Origin of the sequence: Rahnella contaminans, from assembly GCF_011065485.1 — a bacterium.
Lineage (GTDB): Bacteria > Pseudomonadota > Gammaproteobacteria > Enterobacterales > Enterobacteriaceae > Rahnella > Rahnella contaminans.
Window position 1 is genome coordinate 1,751,699 of the sequence record NZ_JAADJS010000001.1, and the last position, 17,495, is coordinate 1,769,193.

The window sequence follows — 17,495 nt, forward strand, 5'->3', positions numbered from 1 at the left end:
AGGATTCGATCCTGCTCTTTTCATTTATGCCGTTTCAGTTTGCGGGTCGAGGTACTTTTTAAACCAGGCGATGGTGCGATCCCACGCCAGATCGGCTGCCGCTTTGTCATAGCGCGGCGTCGAATCGTTGTGGAATCCGTGGTTTACGCCGGGATATACATACCCTTGATACACTTTATCATTCGCCTTGAGCGCAGCCTCATAAGCGGGCCAGCCGTCGGTAATCGGCTTATCCAGTTCGGCGTAGTGCAGCAATAACGGTGCTTTGATGCGCGGCACGTCTTCGGCTTTTGGCTGACGTCCGTAAAATGGCACCGCCGCAGCCAGTTCCGGGTATGCCACCGCAGCCGCATTCGCCACGCCACCGCCATAACAGAAACCGGTAATGCCCACTTTTCCGGTCCCCGTTTCGTGGTGCATCAGAAACTCCACGGCGGCAAAAAAGTCATTCATCAGCCTGGCCGGATCCACTTTCTGCTGAAGCTCGCGGCCTTTCTCATCGTTCCCCGGATAACCGCCGACAGAACTCAGGCCGTCCGGTGCCAGCGCCACAAATCCGGCTTTCGCCACGCGGCGCGCGACGTCTTCGATATACGGATTAAGGCCCCGGTTTTCATGCACCACGACCACGCCCGGGACTTTCCCCGTGGCTTTGGCCGGACGCACAAGATAGGCTTTTACGCTACCGTGCCCTTGCGGCGACGGATACTGAATGTATTCCGCCACAATATCGGGGTCGGTAAATTGCACCTGTTCAGCGTAGGCATAGTTGGGCGTCATCAGCGTGGAGAGCGCCGCCAGCGACAGGCCACCCGCCACAAATTTTGCCGAGAGATCGAGAAACTCGCGTTTTGTCATTTTGCCATGAACATAAAAATCAAAGTATTCGAGCAGTTCTGGCGGAAAATCTTTGGCTGTCATTCGCGTCATCGTCAGGCTCCGTTTCAGAAATTCGAAGCCTAAATAATGGTCTGATTTTGACTGTTTTGTAAACTGATTGTGAAATTGGATTTCAATACGACGCGCACCACCGCCTTTTGCCCGCCGACAGTGCTAAACTGCGTTCAGTCAAAAGGAGACGCTATGAATAATAATCTCGCAGGTCTTACCCAGGAAGAAATGGAAAAAGTGAGCGCCGGGCTGGCGGCCGGAACCGTCGCCGTACGCGAGCGCAATAACCTTCCCGTCAACGCGGAAGCCGTTGAGATGGAACAGCCGGAGCATCTGCGTGCATACTTTCGCGAACGACTTGAATACTACCGCAGCCAGCCCGCTAGAAAGTAAAACCCGTTACTGCCCGGTGGCGAAAAAACCGGTGATGGCATCAGTCAGATACGTCGCCGGTTCGCCCGGCTGCATCTGGCTCTGATGAAGAGTAATACCGATTTCGCCCGGCGCGGGTAAATCTTCCAGAACCTTCAGGGCTGCCGGTCTGCCAAAGTCCGTCCGTAAAGTAATCCCCAAACCGGCGGACAGCGCCGCCCAAATCCCGCCCAGGCTGCGGCTGGTGAAAGCAATCCGCCACGGGATCCCCGCTTTATCCAGCGCCGCCGTTGCGGCACTTCGCATCAGACACGGCGCTTCAAAAACCATTAAAGGCAGCGGTTCGCCGGTTTCCAGATAATGCGCCAGTGAGAAATTCTGCGGCCCAATCCAGCGCAGCGGAATGCGGCCCAGCGCCCGGCTGCTCGGGAAAAGCGGAATATCATCCGCCTGCCAGCACACCGCCAGATCGAATTCGTTATGCCGGATCCCGTCGAGCAATTGCTGATTGCGCGTGATGCTGGCGGATAACTGCACCTGCGGATGTGCACGGGTAAACGTGCCGAGAATGGCCGGTAACAGCGCCTCGCCGAAATCTTCCTGCATACCGAGGTTAATGCTGCCACTCAGCGTGCTGGTTGATAACGCCGCGCTGGCTTCATCGTTGAGACTCAAAATCCGTCGCGCATAACTGAGCATAACTTCGCCCTGCGCAGTCAGAATCAGATGCCTTCCGGCTTTTTGCACCAGCTCCGTACCTGCCTGCTGTTCCAGCTTTTTCAGCTGTGCGCTGACCGCCGACGTCGAGCGCCCGAGGCGATCAGCCGCCAGCACAAAACTTCCCAGTTCGATGCCGGTGACAAAACTGCGCAGCGCTTCTGCATCAAAAGTTACCGGTCGTTTAGCCACGTTTAATCATCCCGTTTTTATGGATTAATACTGCTGATATTTTCGATATTAAGGATAATAATAACGCCTTATGCTCATTTTCACACCCGCGAAAAGGAACCTGACATGAGCATCAAGACCCCCTCCCCTATGCTGCCGCCTGAAGCTATGACGCGCCTGACGCCAAAACTCGCGCAGGTGACTGAACAGGTTTTATTTGGCGACCTGTGGCAACGAAGCGAGCTGCCTGCACGCGACCGCAGCCTGATTACCGTCGCCGCACTGATTGCGCTGAACCGCAGCGAACAGCTGCCGTTTCATCTGGATCTGGCGGTTAAAAATGGAGTGACGCACGGCGAACTGAGCGAAGTGATCACGCATCTGGCGTTTTATGCCGGATGGCCCGCCGCTGCTACCGCACTGACCCGTTTCGCAGCGCTCGACCCGCAATAACTGAGGAAAATCATCATGCCGTTTACCCGAATTTCAATCCCTGAACACCGCCTTGAAGGCTGGCGAAACATGATTTCTACTGTTTTGCAGGACGCGCTGGTCACTACGTTTTCCGTTCCCAAAGACGACTGTTTCCAGCTGTTTGAACCGGCAAGCCACGGCCAGCGGGTAATCAACCCGACGTATCTGGCAGGCCCGGACAGCCGTCGTTCAGACGATTTTCTGCTGTTCCACATCACAGCCGGGAAGCCCCGAAATATCGAACAGAAAGCCGCTCTGTATCGTTATTTGAATGAAAGATTGCACACTGAGATCGCCATCGATCCGGCGGATATCATGGTAGTGGTGAATTTCACCCAGCCGGAAGACTGGTCGTTCAGCCACGGTGACGTCTTCCGCGTAACAGATAAATAAGTGACTGAGGTTTTTTGCAGAAATAAAAAAGCCCTGAATCTGTCTCAGGGCTTTGTTATTTATGCCATTCAAAGAGGGTCAGTGCGCTGCAATGCCTAATTTTTTCATGCGCGACAGCAAGGTGGTGCGTTTTAATCCCAGACGCTGCGCGGCACCATGCGGCCCGGCGACCACACCGTTGGTTTCTTTCAATACTGCGATAATACGCTCGCGCTCGTCGTCTGCGTTCACCGGCGGCGCAGGTTCAGAGAATGCCGGTGCGGCAACCGGTGCCACCGGCAACGGGTAATTCAGCTCGGGAAGTTGCAGATCCAATACCGTTCCGCGTGTCAGAAGCACCGCCCGTTCGATGACGTTTTCCAGCTCACGGACATTCCCCGGCCACGGCATGCGGCTCAGCAGACGCAGCGTTTCCGCCGGAATGCTGTCGATGGTGCGTTTCATTCGCTTGGCGATTTTGTAGGTCAGAAATTTCACCAGTTGCGGAATATCTTCCGGTCGTTCGCGCAGCGGTGGGATCACAATCGGGAAGACGTTCAGCCGGTAATACAAGTCACTGCGGAATTCTTTGTCGGCCACCATTTGCCGCAGGTCACGGTTGGTCGCGGCGATCATGCGCACGTTCACTGAGATCAGCTTGTTGCCGCCTACCCTTTCGAATTCACGTTCCTGCAAAATACGTAGCAGTTTAGGTTGCAGCTCCAGCGGGATTTCCCCGACTTCATCGAGGAAGAGCGTGCCCTGATCCGCCAGTTCAAAACGCCCCATACGCTGGGCGGTCGCGCCGGTGAACGAGCCTTTTTCATGACCAAACAGGTCACTTTCCATCAGCCCGGCGGGCATTGCCGCGCAATTCATTTTGACCATCCGCTGATCACGGCGATCGCCGAGGTTATGAATCGCTCTGGCGATCAGTTCTTTGCCGGTGCCTGTTTCCCCGAGGATCAGCACGGAACAGTCGCTTTTCGCCACGATCTCGACCTGTTTAAGCACAGCAGACATGCCCGGACTGCGTCCGACGATGTCGCTGAAATCCGGGTTATTGCTGTTAATCTGCTCGGTCAGATAGAGGTTTTCGTGTTGCAGTTTTTCCTTCAGGCTTTTGATTTCCTGATAGGCCAGCGCGTTGTCCACCGCAATGGCAATTCGCTCGGCGATTTGCTGCAAAACCCGCAGATTGGCAGAATTGAAATTATCCGGCTGGCACTGCGCCAGTTTGAGAACGCCCAGCGTTTTATGCCCGAAACGCAGCGGCAGAATGCACAGCGTTTTGGTCTGATCGCGCCACAACAACTGGAACAGCGTACTCTCGTCGTCGTCCGGTTCTTCGGAAGGCCGCACGTTGGTCAGCAACATTTCGCCGTTTTTCATCACCTGCTGTTCCAGCGATCCCGCCAGCGTCATGCGCGATTGTTCGCGTTCGGCAACATGCGTTTGTATATAATGCGTGGCGTAAACGCTGGCCTGTTCGCTGTCTTTGTCGGCGTCGCACAGCACGATGCTGATGGCGTTGATGTGGAAAAAGTGATGAATGGTTTTAGCGATTTCGCCGGTCAGTTCGTCGAGATCCAGCTTGGAAAGCACCGCATTGGTGATGTCCACCAGAATGCGGAAATCGTCACGTTCGTGGCGCAACAGCGATTGCTGAAGCAGCGCGTTTTCGCGCAGTTTAATCTGTTCAACCGCAATCGCCGCCAGCATACAGAGTTCGTGCAGCCCGTTTTTATCTTCTTCGCTGAACGTTACCGCGTGCTGACGGGTAAATTCACAACCGCCCAGCAGGCCGGAAGCCGCCAACAACGGAACCAGACAGTAATCGGTAAACGCCGGATACAGGTTGAGCGCGGCCAGCTGCGGGTAACGCAAATGCAGCGCATCGCTGCGCCAGACCTGCGTTTTCGGATTGCTGAGCAGCGCATGCACCGGCCCGGTGGCAAGCAGGGTTTCGTCTTCGTAACTTACCGGCTGATGATGCGGATCGATGCCGTAAAAACTGACGCGTTCGCTGGTGCTGTCAAACAGAACCAGCGTCACCGATTCTGCAATGCCGGCACTCTGTACCACCTGGGTCAGAGTTTCCAGCAGCGAGGTCATGGTCTGTTGCAGCAGCAGTGTGCGCGTCAGTTCCAGCAATCCTTTGTGTTTTGTCGTGCTCATGGTTGCACTCTGCATAGCGTTAGCTCTGGATAACGTAGTTTCTGAAAAAAGGGCAATACGGAAAAGTCTACCCCTTTCGTGGGACTCAGCCCCCCTGATGAGATCAACAAATGCGGGGTAAAGGTTCGGTATGTGGCAGCATCAGCTGTCGGGAGACACCCAGCGCGCCGCGCAGACAGACCTGCGGATTTTCGGTGACCTCGCCGATCGTCGCGGCGTCCGTACCCAGCGGGTGATTTCGCAATAAATTCAGTACCCTTTCTTCCGCCTGCGCAGCTACCACCACTACCAGTTTGCCTTCATTGGCAAAATTCAGCGGCCCCAGCCCCAGCAGTTCGCAAATTCCCCGTACCGCGGATTTGACCGGTAGTGCATTTTCATCAATGGAAATGCCGAAACCGCTGGCCTCGCTAAACTCATGCAAAATCGCGTTAACCCCGCCGCGCGTCGCATCGCGCAGGGCGTGGACGCCGGAAACGGCGCGCAGCGGCGCAACCATTGGCGCCAGCACGGCGCAGTCGCTCTGAATACCGAGATCCATTCCCAGCTGCTCGCGGAGATTGAGAATGGTGGCGCCGTGATCCCCCAGCGTGCCGCTGACGATCACTTTATCGCCGCACTGAATCTGCCCCGCCCCCCACGCCACATCACCGGGGATCACGCCGATCCCGGCGGTGTTAATGAAAATTTTATCGGCTGCGCCACGCTGCACGACTTTGGTATCGCCGGTGACAATGGCGATCCCCGCCTCGCGCGCGGTTTGCGCCATCAGGCTGACAATTTTCTGCAAATCGTCCATCGGCAGCCCCTCTTCCAGAATGAATCCGCAGGAGAGATACGCCGGTATTGCACCGCTGACGGACAAATCGTTTGCCGTGCCGCACACCGCCAGTTTGCCGATATTACCGCCGGGAAAGAAAATCGGATCAATGACATAGCTGTCGGTGGTAAAGGCCAGACGATCGCCCTGCTCGCTCATCGCGGCCAGCGATAACCGTGCGCCGTCTTCGCGTTCGTTGAGCCACGGATTATCAAATGCGCTGAGAAACAGTCTTTCAATCATCTGCTGCATCGCGCGACCACCGCTTCCGTGCGCCATCGTCACTACGTCATTGCGCTCGCTCATCCTGCCACCTTCTGTTTCATCTCTTGCTGTTCCTGTGCGGGTTCATTTTCCAGATACCGGTACTGATACCAGGCGGCGCAGGCACCTTCTGAGGAGACCATCAGCGCGCCAAACGCGTTATGCGGCGTGCAGCCGGTGCCAAACAACGGGCATTCATGCGGCTTGCAGCGCCCTGTCAGCACGTCGCCGCAGCGCGAACGCGGATCATCGGCCACCGATTGTGTCTGCGGCCTGAAACGGCGTTCGGCATCGAAGGCAGAATAGGTTTCCGTCAGGGAAATTCCCGACGCCTCAATAAGGCCCAGCCCGCGCCATTCGCTGCTGCCGGAAAGCTGAAAGACTTCGCGGATCGCGTTTTGTGCCAGCACATTACCCTCTTCGGGCACGATGCGCCGGTATTGGTTTTCGGTTTTACACGATGCCTCGCAAACTTGTTCTACGAGCATTAAAACGCCTTGCAGCATGTCCAGCGGTTCAAACCCGCTGACCACCAGCGGTTTGCCGAATTGCGTATTAATGAAATGGTACGGCGCGGTGCCGATCACCATGCTGACGTGGCCGGGCGCGAGAAAAGCGTCGATGCGGACATCGTCTTGTTGCAGCAAACTGCGCAACGTCGGGATCAGGCTGATGTGCTGGCAAAAGACGCTGAAATTGGTCAGCCCTTCGCGCCGCGCCTGTTGCAGTGTGACCGCCGTTACCGGCAGCGTAGTTTCAAAACCGAGCGCGAAAAATACCACCTGCCGCTGCGGGTTTTCCCGCGCCAGTTTCAGGGCATCGAGCGGCGAATAGACCACCCGCACATCCGCGCCGCGTTCGCGTGCATTCAGCAGCGAACCCTGTTTTCCCGGCACCCGCAGCGCATCGCCAAAGGTGCAGAAAATCACGTCCGGGTGCGCCGCAATTTCGCAGCAGGCGTCAATCCGCCCCATCGGCAACACGCACACCGGGCAGCCAGGGCCGTGGATAAATTCCAGCTGCGGAGGCAGCAGTTTATCCAGACCAAATTTGAAAATAGCGTGCGTATGACCGCCGCAGACTTCCATAATTTGCATCGGCTTTTCAGCGCTATACGGCAGTTGTGCCGCCCGTTTATGCAGGCGTTCAATCAGCGTTTTCGCCAGCTTCGGGTCGCGGAATTCATCGACAAAACGCATTATCTGGCCTCCCCCGCGCCGAGAAACAGCGCGACATCGGCTTCCACTTCTTCCATGGCGTGCAGTGCCGCCAGCGTTTCCTGCGCTTCGTGCTCGTCGAGACGGCTCAGCGCAAACCCGACGTGAATTAACACCCAGCCGCCAATCAGCTGTTCGCGTTCGCTGATGCCTTCACAAACCAGCGCGATATTCACCTCACGCCGTAAGCCGCAAACTTCTGCCCACGCGTGATCGGGCTGTTGCTCATGCAGCGCAACGATTTGCCCCGGAATGCCTATGCACATCGCTGCTGCTCCAGCCACGCCAGCCACTCGTCCATGCCTTCGCCGGTGGTGGCGGAAAGGCGGATCACTTCAATTTCCGGGTTGACCTGCCGCGCATTGGCGATGCAGGTTTCGACGTCAAAACTGACGTACGGCAACAGGTCGATTTTATTGAGGATCATCAGGCGCGAGGCCGCAAACATATGCGGATATTTCAGCGGTTTGTCTTCGCCTTCAGTGACGGAAAGCACCGCCACTTTATGCCGTTCGCCGAGATCAAAACTGGCAGGACACACCAGATTGCCGACGTTTTCTATAAACAGCAGGCTGTTATTGTTCGGCGACAGCTGATGTACCGCGTCATGCACCATCTGCGCATCGAGATGGCAACCTTTGCCGGTATTCACCTGAATCGCCGGAACGCCGGTCGCCCGGATACGATCCGCATCGTTGGTGGTTTGCTGATCGCCTTCCACCACTGCGCAGTCGAAATACGGCGCAAGACGGGTCAGCGTGCTGGTCAGTAGCGTCGTTTTGCCGGAACCGGGGCTGGAGACCAGATTCAGCGCCAGAATGGCGGCCTGCGCAAAATGCTCGCGGTTATGCGCGGCGATATGATTGTTCTTCGCCAGCACATCCATTTCGATATCCACCAGCCGACGCGGCGCAAACGGCAAACCGTGCGAATGGCCGTGCTCATGTGGATGCGAATGATCGTGGTGAGAATGTTCACTGCTGACGCCTTCAATCCGAAGCTCGCCGCTGGCACAACCGCAGGTACTGCACATAGTTTTCTCCCCCGGGTTTCTGATACCCGTTATTCGATTTCAATACGTTTAATTTTCATACCGTCGTCAGCGATTACCCGCACATTTCGGCCGCCGCATTCCGGGCAAAGCAGCACGTCGGGGCGAAACAGGCGGATATCTTTCTGGCAATCGTGACACCAGCTTTGCGCCGCGGGCGTATCGAGATGCAACGCGCAGCCTTCGGCCAGTGTTTTCCGACACGCCAGCTCAAAACAAAATTGCAGCGCTTCCGGCTCGACGCAGGAAAAAGCCCCAATTTCCATCCATACCGCGGTTATTCTCCGCGCATTATTTTGCTGACCAAATTCCTGCATTATTTCCACGGCATTCTGGCACAACGTTATTTCGTGCATGATTTCCCCTCCCGATGGAGTCAGATAAAAGGACTTCTGCAATATTAATGCCAGATTTCATGACGCTTATTAAAAGACCGGACTTTTCCGGTGACGGAATTAGTGCGTCATAACTGTCGAAATAACGTGTCATCGACACACCCTTTATTCGCCCGCGTTGAACCACGAACGGGCGAAAAACACCTAATACACTGATTTATAATCATTAATAAAATAAATATCGAAACTGGCACGCTTTATGCCCTTAGAGGGTTATGCGCCATTTTTCAGTCGTCACGGGGCGATGAAAAATGACACTCACGCACAACACAATAACAGGGTATGACATGAGCACTCTCAGCGAACTGACCACGAAGGCCGATTATATTGCCAGCAAAAACAGCCATCTGAAATCACAGTGGCGCGCTTACCAGAACAGCCTGATTCAGGCGGTAACTCATTCAAATAAGAAGATTAATCACGAGTTCTCCTGTGGCGAAGATCAGGATATCCGCTTCACGCTGTTCAACTATTTCACCGTCAGCATTCACCTGAGCGATGACTTCTACAGTCAGGACATCGTGTACAGCCTGAACATGGCGCACAACGGTGAAGAGCCTGATTTCAAAACCTTTGCCCACGCCGCGCTGAGCGAAGAAGGTAAGATCGACGACACTGTGGATATCCACGATAAAAACGCCGTTCTGGAACATTATTTAAATAAGATTTCCGCAATTTATCAGTGTATTTACGACTCCCTGCACAACAATCGGCCTATTGCGGCGCAATTAGAAAAATTACTTAGCCACGCCTGATTCATATGCAGAAATACATTATTACGCCGGTCTGACGGAAATGTTTTCCCGCGTCATTTGATTACCGGTTTTTACGGGGATTAATTCCGACATAAATGTCGAAATGTCAATTTAAGTGCCGATTTCGTCACCTTTGACGAAATGAAAAGGAGACTTCATGAGTCGCGTCGCCGCCATGAATCAATATGTGATAGCCGATCCGAAATTGTGTATCGGCTGCAACACCTGTATGGCCAGCTGTTCGCAGGAACATCAGCTGCACGGCTTGCAGTCTGCGCCCCGTTTGCAGGTGATGCGCAACCGGCTGGATTCCGCGCCGGTCATGTGCCACCAGTGTGAAGATGCGCCGTGTGCGCAAGTCTGCCCGGTCAATGCCATCACCCGTCAGGACGAGGCCATTCACCTCAACGAAAGCCTGTGCGTGAGCTGCAAACTGTGCGGAATTGCCTGCCCGTTTGGCGCGATCACCTTTTCCGGCAGTTCGCCGCTGGATATTCCGCACAACTGTAATACCTCAAAAGCGCTGCCCGCCCCGCGCGCGCCGCGCGCCGTCAGCCCGTTCCTGGATTGCGTACCCGGATTGCGCGCCGTGGCCGTGAAATGCGATTTATGCAGCTTTAGCCCGGACGGACCGGCGTGCATCAAGACCTGCCCGACGCAGGCCATCACGCTGGTTACCGCCAGTCTGGCCGAACACAGCAGCCAGCAAAAACGCCTGAATGCGATGAATGCTTTCCCTGACGGTTATTCCACTTTCACCACGCCTGACGCGGGGGCCAAATAATGACGGCTTTGTTTGCTTTAGAACCCGCCTCTTTGCTGGCGCTGGCGCTACTTATCTGGCTGGTGAGCGGCGTGGCGGGCTGGGTATTTTCTGCCGCCGCACGGCTCAGCAGCCTGCTTTGCGGGCTGGGCGGCATGCTGGCTTCTGCGGCGGCCATCGTCGCGGCTTTTGAGACCGTTCACCGCGGCACCGCGGTGCAGACAGTCGCGTTGCCCGCGCTGCCTTTCACCGCTGAACTCAGCCCGCTGAACGGATTATTATTGCTGGCAATGTCAGTCACGGCGCTGTTTTGCAGCCTGTACGCCTGGGCGTGGCTGGCGGGAACGACGTCACGAAAACGCGGCCGCACCGGCTTGTTGTGCAACTTCCTGACGGCGGCGCTGACGGCGGCGGCAGTCGCGAATAACGCCATTGAACTGCTGGTGATGATGGAACTGGCCGCGCTGTGCGCCTACTTCCTGATCGTACAAACCGACGATGTGAAAAGCCGCCGTGCGGGTCTGAATCAGTTTTTATCCGGCCGCCTCGGCACGGTTTGCCTGATGCTGGCGTTCACGGTTTTACATCACGTCAGCGGAAGTCTGGATTTTGACGTTCTGCGCCACACCACCTTCCCGGCGGGCGCAAAATCGCTGGCCTTCCTGCTGGCGCTGGCGGGCTTCGGGCTTTACGCCGGGATTATTCCGCTGCACGCCTGGGTGCCGCAGTCTCATTCCAGCGCACCGGCGCATGCCGCAGCGCTGTTCTCTTCCGTGCTGATGAAAATCGGCATTATTGGCATCGTAAAAGTCGGTCTGGATTTGCTCGGCGCACCGCCACTCTGGTGGGGCCTGCTGGTGTTGTTGCTGGCAATCCTGACCGCGTTTATTGGCGGGCTGTACGCGCTGATGGAACACGATATCCGCCGTCTGCTGGCCTATCACACGCTGGAAAACGTGGGGATTATTCTGCTTGGCGTCGGCGGTGCGATGACCGGCGTGGCGCTGAATATGCCGGAACTGGCGGCGCTGGCGCTGCTGGCCGGATTGTTCCATCTGTTCAACCACGGTCTGTTTAAAACCGCGCTGTTCCTCGGTGCCGGTGAAATTGAAATGCAGACCGGCATAAAGGATATGGAAAAGCTCGGCGGTATCGCCCGTCTGATGCCGTGGACCGCCGTGGCGATGCTTGTCGCGCTGATGTCGATGGCCGCGCTGCCGCCGCTTAACGGCTTTGCCAGCGAATGGCTGCTGTATCAGTCACTGTTCCAGCTAAGCGCCGCGCCGCTGTTTATCGCACGTCTGCTCGGCCCGCTGCTGGCCGTCGGGCTGGCGCTCACCGGCGCGCTGGCCCTGATGTGCGTGGCGAAAGTTTTCGGCGTGACGTTTCTTGGCGCGCCGCGCAGCAAGGCGGCAGAAGATGCGACGCCTGCCCCGCTGGCTATGACGCTGAGCAGCGTTTTGCTGGCACTGCTGTGCGTCATTTTCGGTGTCGCCTCACCGTGGATTATTCCGCACTTCGCCGCCGTTGCCGCTTCCGTTCTGAACACGCCTGTTTTGCAAACCGCGCAGCACGGTGCTGTGTTCTCCCCGACTTCCGCTGTTTCCGCCCCGATGGTGGCGCTCCTGCTTTTGGGGATGCCTTTATTGCCGTGGATTATTGCCGCCGTTCTGCGCGGTGCCCGCATGCCGAACCGTTTGCGCGGCGAGGCCTGGGCCTGTGGTTACGGGCATTCCGCTGACATGGTGGTCACTGCGACCGGTTTTACCCAGCCACTGCGCGTGATGTTTGGCCCGCTGTACCGCCTGCGCCAGTACGTCATGCCCGCAAAACTGGTGAGCACGCTGCATCAGGGCTGGCTCGGGGCTTTCTGCCGTCGTCTGGCTTTCATTGAACTGGCCGTGTTGCTGGTCGTGGCTTTTGCCTGAGGAACTGACTATGAATTTTCCCTTTTTGCTGAACGGTTCTCTGTGGCCGCTGGCGCTGATTCAGGCCTTCTCGCTGCTGGCGGTGGCTCCGCTGTTTGCCGGATTCAGCCGCGTCATGCGCGCCCGGATGCACAACCGCCGCGGGCCGGGGGTATTACAGGAATACCGTGATATCGCCAAATTACTCAAACGTCAGAGTGTGGCACCGGCGGCGTCCGGCCCGGCGTTTCGCAGCATGCCGTATCTGCTGACCGGCGGATTGCTGGTTATCGCCACCGCCCTGCCGGTGGTGACGCTGGCTTCGCCGATGGGCGCAGCAGGTGACCTGATTACCGTGATTTATCTGTTTGCCGTGGTGCGCTTTGTGTTTGCCATCGCCGGGCTGGATACCGGCAGCACGTTCACCGGCATCGGCGCCAGCCGTGAAGCAGTGTTGGGCGTGCTGGTCGAACCGATCCTGCTGCTCGGCCTGTGGGTCGCCGCGCTGGTGGCGGGTTCCACCTCGCTCGGCGCGATTGCCACCCGCGTGCTGCACTGGCCGGTGTCATCTTCCCTGACGCTCATTCTGGCCGGTCTGGCCTGCGCGTTTGCCACGTATATCGAAATGGGCAAATTGCCGTTTGATATGGCCGAAGCCGAGCAGGAATTACAGGAAGGCCCGCTGACCGAATATTCCGGTGCCGCGCTGTGCGTGCTGAAAATCGGCATCAGCCTGAAACAGCTGGTGGTGTTGCAGCTTTTTCTCGGCCTGTTCTTCCCGTTCGGGCAGGTGGATCACATCACGCCGGTGGCATTGCTGACTGCCGTGGTGCTGAGCCTGGTGAAACTGCTGATCGCCGTTTTTCTGGTGGCACTTGTCGAGAACAGCGTCGCCCGTCTGCGTTTTCTCAAAACCTCCCGCACCACATGGGCGGGCTTCGGGCTGGCATTTTTGGCGCTGGTTTCCTGGCTGGTCGCAGGCTGACCTGACATTTTTCTTATCCCGCCACGGCGGGAAGAGGCTTTGCAATGAGTGAGTTCAATACCGCATTAAATCAAAACCCGGTCGGCAAACATTATCTTGCTGCGCTGGCGAAGCAGTTCCCGGCGGCCATTTCAGGCAGCGAATGGCAGACCGATACGCAGGCGACGGTGACTATCAAGCTGAACGCGCTGCCGGAAGTGGTCGAGTGGTTGTATTACCAGCAAGGCGGCTGGCTTTCCGTGTTATTCGGCAATGATGAACGCACGCTGTGTGGCAACTATGCGCTGTATTACGTGCTGTCGATGGAAAAAGGCGTGAAGTGCTGGATCACCGTGCGCGCCGAAGTGGATCCGGTTTCGCTGGAATTCCCGTCCGTGACGCCGCGCGTGCCCGCGGCAGTCTGGGGTGAACGCGAAGTTCGTGATATGTATGGTTTACGCCCGGTCGGGTTGCCGGACGAGCGTCGTCTGGTGCTGCCGGACGACTGGCCGGATGATTTATATCCGCTGCGCAAAGATTCAATGGATTACCGTCAGCGCCCGGCACCGACGACCGACGACGAAACCTATCCGTTTATTTCGCAAGCCAAAGAAGGCAGCAAAATTGTGCCGATTGGCCCGCTGCACGTCACTTCTGACGAACCCGGACATTTTCGTCTGTTTGTCGATGGCGAAGACATTATCGACGCGGATTACCGTCTGTTTTACGTCCACCGCGGGATGGAAAAACTGGCCGAAACCCGCATGGGCTATAACGAAGTCACGTTCCTTTCTGACCGCGTGTGCGGCATCTGCGGTTTTACCCACAGCGTGGCGTATACCTCATCGGTGGAAAATGCGATGGGGATTGTGGTGCCGGAACGTGCCCAGATGATCCGCTCAATACTGCTGGAAGTGGAACGTCTGCACAGCCATTTGCTGAACCTCGGGCTGGCCTGCCATTTCGTCGGTTTTGACTCCGGCTTTATGCAGTTTTTCCGCATCCGCGAACAGTCCATGAAAATGGCCGAAATCCTGACCGGCGCTCGCAAAACCTACGGCATGAACCTGATCGGCGGGATCCGCCGCGACATCTTAAAAGACGACATGATCCAGACCATTGCGCTGGCGGGCAGCATGCGTCGTGACCTCGGTGAGCTGGTGGATATTCTGCTCAGCACGCCGAATACCGAACAACGCAGCGTCGGCGTCGGCATTCTGGATCCGCAGGTCGCGCGTGATTTCAGCAACGTCGGCCCGATGGTGCGCGGCAGCGGCCACCGCCGGGATATGCGTCAGGATCATCCTTATGCCGGTTACGCCAAACTGCCGTTTGAGATTTGCAGCGAAACCGGCAACGACGTCTATTCCCGTCTTAAAGTCCGCATCCACGAAGTTTATAACGCCCTGAATATGATTGAGTTTGGCCTGCAAAGCCTGCCGGGCGGCCCGCTGGCGGTGGAAGGGTTTACCTATATTCCGCACCGCTTTGCCCTCGGTTTTGCCGAAGCCCCGCGCGGCGATGACATCCACTGGAGCATGACCGGCGACAACCAGAAGCTTTTCCGCTGGCGATGCCGTGCGGCGACGTACGCCAACTGGCCGACGCTGCGCTATATGCTGCGTGGCAATACCGTCTCCGACGCTCCGCTGATTATCGGCAGTCTCGATCCTTGTTATTCCTGCACCGACCGCATGACCGTGGTCGATGTGCGTAAGAAAACGACCATCGTCGTGCCTTATAAAGAGATCGAACGTTACGGCATCGAACGCAAAAACTCGCCGCTTTAAGGAATCACTTAAATCATGCTGAAACTGATTAAAAAAGTGCTGAAAACGGGCACAGCCACCGTGGGTTATCCGTTCACGCCGCTGGATTTGGCACCGAATTTTCGCGGAAAGCCGCAATACACCGCGCAGCAGTGTATAGCCTGCGGGGCCTGCGCCAACGCCTGCCCGTCTAACGCGCTGACCATGACCACGGCGGAAGACGGTGAAATCCTGCGCTGGCAACTGTTTTTAGGCCGCTGCATTTTCTGCGCCCGCTGCGAGGAAGTCTGCCCGACGGCAGCCATCAAACTGTCGCAGGAATTTGAACTGGCGGTATGGCGCAAAGAAGATTTGTACGAAACAGCGGATTTCCCCATCTGCCATTGCCGTGAATGCGGCAAACCTTACGCCGTGCAAAAGGAAATCGACTTCGCGCTCAGCCTGTTGCAGGAAAGCGCCGCGCTGAGTGACCGGCAAATCGCCGACCGCCGCGTGCAGTACGAAACCTGTCCGTCATGCAAGAAAATGCACAGTCTTTCTTCCACCGACCGTATTGATATCGGCCGCCATATGACCACGGAGGCCCGTTCATGAGTCATAACCCGATTGCACCGCGCGACGAAAATGGCCTGCCGGTGCCCGTCACGCTTGATGAAAGCATCGCAAAACTGAAATCCACCCTGCTGCACAGCATCCGCCGCTCCGCCTACGTTTACCGCGTGGACTGTGGCGGCTGTAACGGCTGCGAGATTGAGATTTTCGCGGCGATTTCACCGCTGTTCGACGCCGAACGTTTTGGCATCAAAGTCGTCCCGTCACCGCGCCATGCCGACATTCTGCTGTTCACCGGCGCGGTCACCCGCGCCATGCGTATGCCCGCACTGCGCGCCTGGGATTCCGCACCGGATCCGAAAATCTGCATTTCTTACGGAGCTTGTGGCAACAGCGGCGGCATTTTCCACGACCTTTACTGCGTCTGGGGCGGCACTGACAAAATCGTACCGGTCGACGTGTATATTCCGGGCTGCCCGCCGACACCGGCTGCCACCATTTACGGCTTCGCGATGGCGCTCGGTTTGCTGGATCAGAAAATCAAAGGACAGCAGCACGACGACGCCGCAGCGACGCAGGCGGAATTACTGCATCCGGATCTGCCGCAGCCGTTGCGCGTTTTACTCGACCGCGAAGCGCGCCGCATGGCCGGTTACCGTTATGGCCGCCAGATTGCCGATGAGTTTATGAATATCGTGGCCGCGCCCGGTCTTCAGCCGGTGGAACAGCGCGTTTCAACCTACCTCAGTGAACGCGGCGACCTGCGGCTCACTGAAATTATCGGCAACCTGCAACAAATTTATCAACAGGTTCTGCGCGGGGAGGTGCGTCTGTGATGACATCAGGAAACGACCAGCGCTACGCGCAGCATCAGCCTTTTTCCGGTCATCAGGCCGAAAAGAACAAAGTGATTTTTTACTCACTGAGCAGCAAATTTGTCGACGAGAAAAGTGCGCAAAAGCGCAGCTCGCAGAAAGTGCAGGAAGTGGTGTATTACAGCCTGGCGATCGGCCACCACCTCGGGGTGATCGACTGCCTGAAATCCCGCCTCGAATGTACGCTGACCGGTTACCAGCAATGGGTCAGCTGCCTGCCAGAACAGGGGGAAGCTTACCGAAAACTGGCGGGTGTACAGCGTTTTGGCGAAATCAATATCGACAGCAGCCACACCCATTTACTGGCGCTGGCGCTGCGCGATGCCCGCCCGCAGATGAATGAAGAACAGCAGGGCTGGAGCGACCAGCTCATCGCCCTGCTCGGACAAATCGAAAGTGACCCCGCGATGTACCTGATGGTCAGGAGATACGATGCCTGATTCCACTTCCCGCTACGCGCTGCTTTGTGTGGGCAACAGCATGATGGGCGATGACGGGGCCGGGCCCCGGCTGGCAGAACTGTGTGCAGAAAAACCGCTCAGCGGCTGGACAGTCGTTGACGGCGGTGCCGCGCCGGAAAACGACATCGGCTATTTACGCGAGCTGCACCCGGCGCATCTGGTGATCGTGGACGCCACCGACATGGGGCTGATGCCCGGTGAGATGCGCATTCTCGAAGAAAGCGACATCAGCGAAATGTTCATGATGACCACCCACAATTTGCCGCTGACGTTTCTCATGCAGCAGCTGCGTGAGGATATCCCGCAAATCACGTTTGTCGGCATTCAGCCGGACGTCGTCGCGTTTTATTACCCGATGAGCGACGCCGTGGAACAGGCCGTCATCCGTTTGCATCAGCTGTTACCGGCGCTGGAACAGGGCATGGGCATCGCGCCTTTTCAGGCAGAAACCGCCTGACCTTGCTGTCGACATAACTGTCGATGTGGTGACGACGCGGACATGACGTCAGTGACACGCGTCGTCATCG

General features: G+C 56.9%; 20 protein-coding genes. 12 read left to right on the top strand and 8 right to left on the bottom strand.

The genetic code is table 11. The features are described from left to right. Positions 1–24 precede the first annotated feature (24 nt). A complete protein-coding gene (gene yghX, locus GW579_RS07710; RefSeq protein ID WP_152324456.1) occupies positions 25–930 on the bottom strand; it encodes a YghX family hydrolase in 906 nt (301 codons plus the stop codon). 153 nt (positions 931–1,083) lie between these two features. Here yghX and GW579_RS07715 point away from each other — a divergent pair, with 153 nt between their 5' ends. Further along, positions 1,084–1,284: a DNA polymerase III subunit theta gene (locus GW579_RS07715; RefSeq protein WP_165058372.1), complete on the top strand. Its 201-nt coding sequence runs from the start codon at positions 1,084–1,086 to the stop codon at positions 1,282–1,284. A 6-nt stretch (positions 1,285–1,290) separates the two neighbouring features. Here the strand turns inward: GW579_RS07715 and GW579_RS07720 are convergent, their stop codons facing one another. Further along, a complete protein-coding gene (locus tag GW579_RS07720) occupies positions 1,291–2,172 on the bottom strand; it encodes a LysR substrate-binding domain-containing protein (protein WP_165058374.1) in 882 nt (293 codons plus the stop codon). A 105-nt stretch (positions 2,173–2,277) separates the two neighbouring features. Here GW579_RS07720 and GW579_RS07725 point away from each other — a divergent pair, with 105 nt between their 5' ends. Next, a complete protein-coding gene (locus GW579_RS07725; protein ID WP_206738764.1) occupies positions 2,278–2,604 on the top strand; it encodes a carboxymuconolactone decarboxylase family protein in 327 nt (108 codons plus the stop codon). A 15-nt stretch (positions 2,605–2,619) separates the two neighbouring features. Then, positions 2,620–3,018 carry a tautomerase family protein gene (locus GW579_RS07730; RefSeq protein WP_165058376.1) on the top strand — a complete coding sequence of 133 codons (399 nt, stop codon included), beginning with the start codon at positions 2,620–2,622 and terminating at the stop codon, positions 3,016–3,018. 78 nt (positions 3,019–3,096) lie between these two features. Here GW579_RS07730 and flhA read toward each other — a convergent pair whose 3' ends face one another. The 6 genes from flhA to hypA all read right to left on the bottom strand — a co-directional run bounded on the left by flhA (position 3,097) and on the right by hypA (position 8,883). Continuing rightward, on the bottom strand, positions 3,097–5,175 hold the full coding sequence (gene flhA / locus GW579_RS07735) for a formate hydrogenlyase transcriptional activator FlhA (RefSeq protein ID WP_420821533.1): 2,079 nt from the start codon (positions 5,173–5,175) through the stop codon (positions 3,097–3,099). 103 nt (positions 5,176–5,278) lie between these two features. Then, positions 5,279–6,301 carry a hydrogenase expression/formation protein HypE gene (gene hypE, locus GW579_RS07740; RefSeq protein WP_165058378.1) on the bottom strand — a complete coding sequence of 341 codons (1,023 nt, stop codon included), beginning with the start codon at positions 6,299–6,301 and terminating at the stop codon, positions 5,279–5,281. Then, positions 6,298–7,458 (bottom strand): hydrogenase formation protein HypD, encoded by a 1,161-nt coding sequence (hypD, locus tag GW579_RS07745; RefSeq protein WP_165058379.1) that lies wholly within the window; start codon positions 7,456–7,458, stop codon positions 6,298–6,300. Before hypD ends, hypE begins: the two co-directional genes overlap by 4 nt. Next, complete coding sequence (locus tag GW579_RS07750; protein ID WP_104921178.1) at positions 7,458–7,742, bottom strand: HypC/HybG/HupF family hydrogenase formation chaperone; 285 nt, start codon at positions 7,740–7,742, stop codon at positions 7,458–7,460. Before GW579_RS07750 ends, hypD begins: the two co-directional genes overlap by 1 nt. Continuing rightward, on the bottom strand, positions 7,733–8,509 hold the full coding sequence (gene hypB / locus GW579_RS07755) for a hydrogenase nickel incorporation protein HypB (protein WP_165058380.1): 777 nt from the start codon (positions 8,507–8,509) through the stop codon (positions 7,733–7,735). Before hypB ends, GW579_RS07750 begins: the two co-directional genes overlap by 10 nt. 29 nt (positions 8,510–8,538) lie before the next feature. Continuing rightward, positions 8,539–8,883, bottom strand: a complete 345-nt coding sequence (gene hypA / locus GW579_RS07760) for a hydrogenase maturation nickel metallochaperone HypA (RefSeq protein ID WP_152324464.1) — start codon at positions 8,881–8,883, stop codon at positions 8,539–8,541. A gap of 326 nt (positions 8,884–9,209) precedes the next feature. Here hypA and GW579_RS07765 point away from each other — a divergent pair, with 326 nt between their 5' ends. The 9 genes from GW579_RS07765 to hycI all read left to right on the top strand — a co-directional run bounded on the left by GW579_RS07765 (position 9,210) and on the right by hycI (position 17,425). Continuing rightward, a complete protein-coding gene (locus tag GW579_RS07765; RefSeq protein WP_165058381.1) occupies positions 9,210–9,677 on the top strand; it encodes a formate hydrogenlyase regulator HycA in 468 nt (155 codons plus the stop codon). 175 nt (positions 9,678–9,852) lie between these two features. Then, positions 9,853–10,461: a 4Fe-4S dicluster domain-containing protein gene (locus GW579_RS07770; RefSeq protein ID WP_165058756.1), complete on the top strand. Its 609-nt coding sequence runs from the start codon at positions 9,853–9,855 to the stop codon at positions 10,459–10,461. Then, complete coding sequence (locus tag GW579_RS07775; RefSeq protein ID WP_165058382.1) at positions 10,461–12,368, top strand: proton-conducting transporter transmembrane domain-containing protein; 1,908 nt, start codon at positions 10,461–10,463, stop codon at positions 12,366–12,368. Before GW579_RS07770 ends, GW579_RS07775 begins: the two co-directional genes overlap by 1 nt. A 10-nt stretch (positions 12,369–12,378) precedes the next feature. Then, a complete protein-coding gene (locus GW579_RS07780; RefSeq protein WP_165058383.1) occupies positions 12,379–13,332 on the top strand; it encodes a respiratory chain complex I subunit 1 family protein in 954 nt (317 codons plus the stop codon). 44 nt (positions 13,333–13,376) lie between these two features. Further along, positions 13,377–15,101 carry a hydrogenase large subunit gene (locus GW579_RS07785; RefSeq protein WP_152324468.1) on the top strand — a complete coding sequence of 575 codons (1,725 nt, stop codon included), beginning with the start codon at positions 13,377–13,379 and terminating at the stop codon, positions 15,099–15,101. 15 nt (positions 15,102–15,116) lie between these two features. Further along, positions 15,117–15,674: a formate hydrogenlyase complex iron-sulfur subunit gene (locus GW579_RS07790; RefSeq protein WP_165058385.1), complete on the top strand. Its 558-nt coding sequence runs from the start codon at positions 15,117–15,119 to the stop codon at positions 15,672–15,674. Then, entirely contained in the window at positions 15,671–16,468 is a 798-nt protein-coding gene (locus tag GW579_RS07795; protein WP_165058387.1) for an NADH-quinone oxidoreductase subunit B family protein, read from the top strand. The genes GW579_RS07790 and GW579_RS07795 overlap by 4 nt, the downstream gene beginning before the upstream one ends. After that, complete coding sequence (locus GW579_RS07800; RefSeq protein ID WP_165058758.1) at positions 16,468–16,947, top strand: formate hydrogenlyase maturation HycH family protein; 480 nt, start codon at positions 16,468–16,470, stop codon at positions 16,945–16,947. Before GW579_RS07795 ends, GW579_RS07800 begins: the two co-directional genes overlap by 1 nt. Next, complete coding sequence (hycI, locus tag GW579_RS07805; protein ID WP_165058388.1) at positions 16,940–17,425, top strand: hydrogenase maturation peptidase HycI; 486 nt, start codon at positions 16,940–16,942, stop codon at positions 17,423–17,425. Before GW579_RS07800 ends, hycI begins: the two co-directional genes overlap by 8 nt. Positions 17,426–17,495 lie beyond the last annotated feature (70 nt).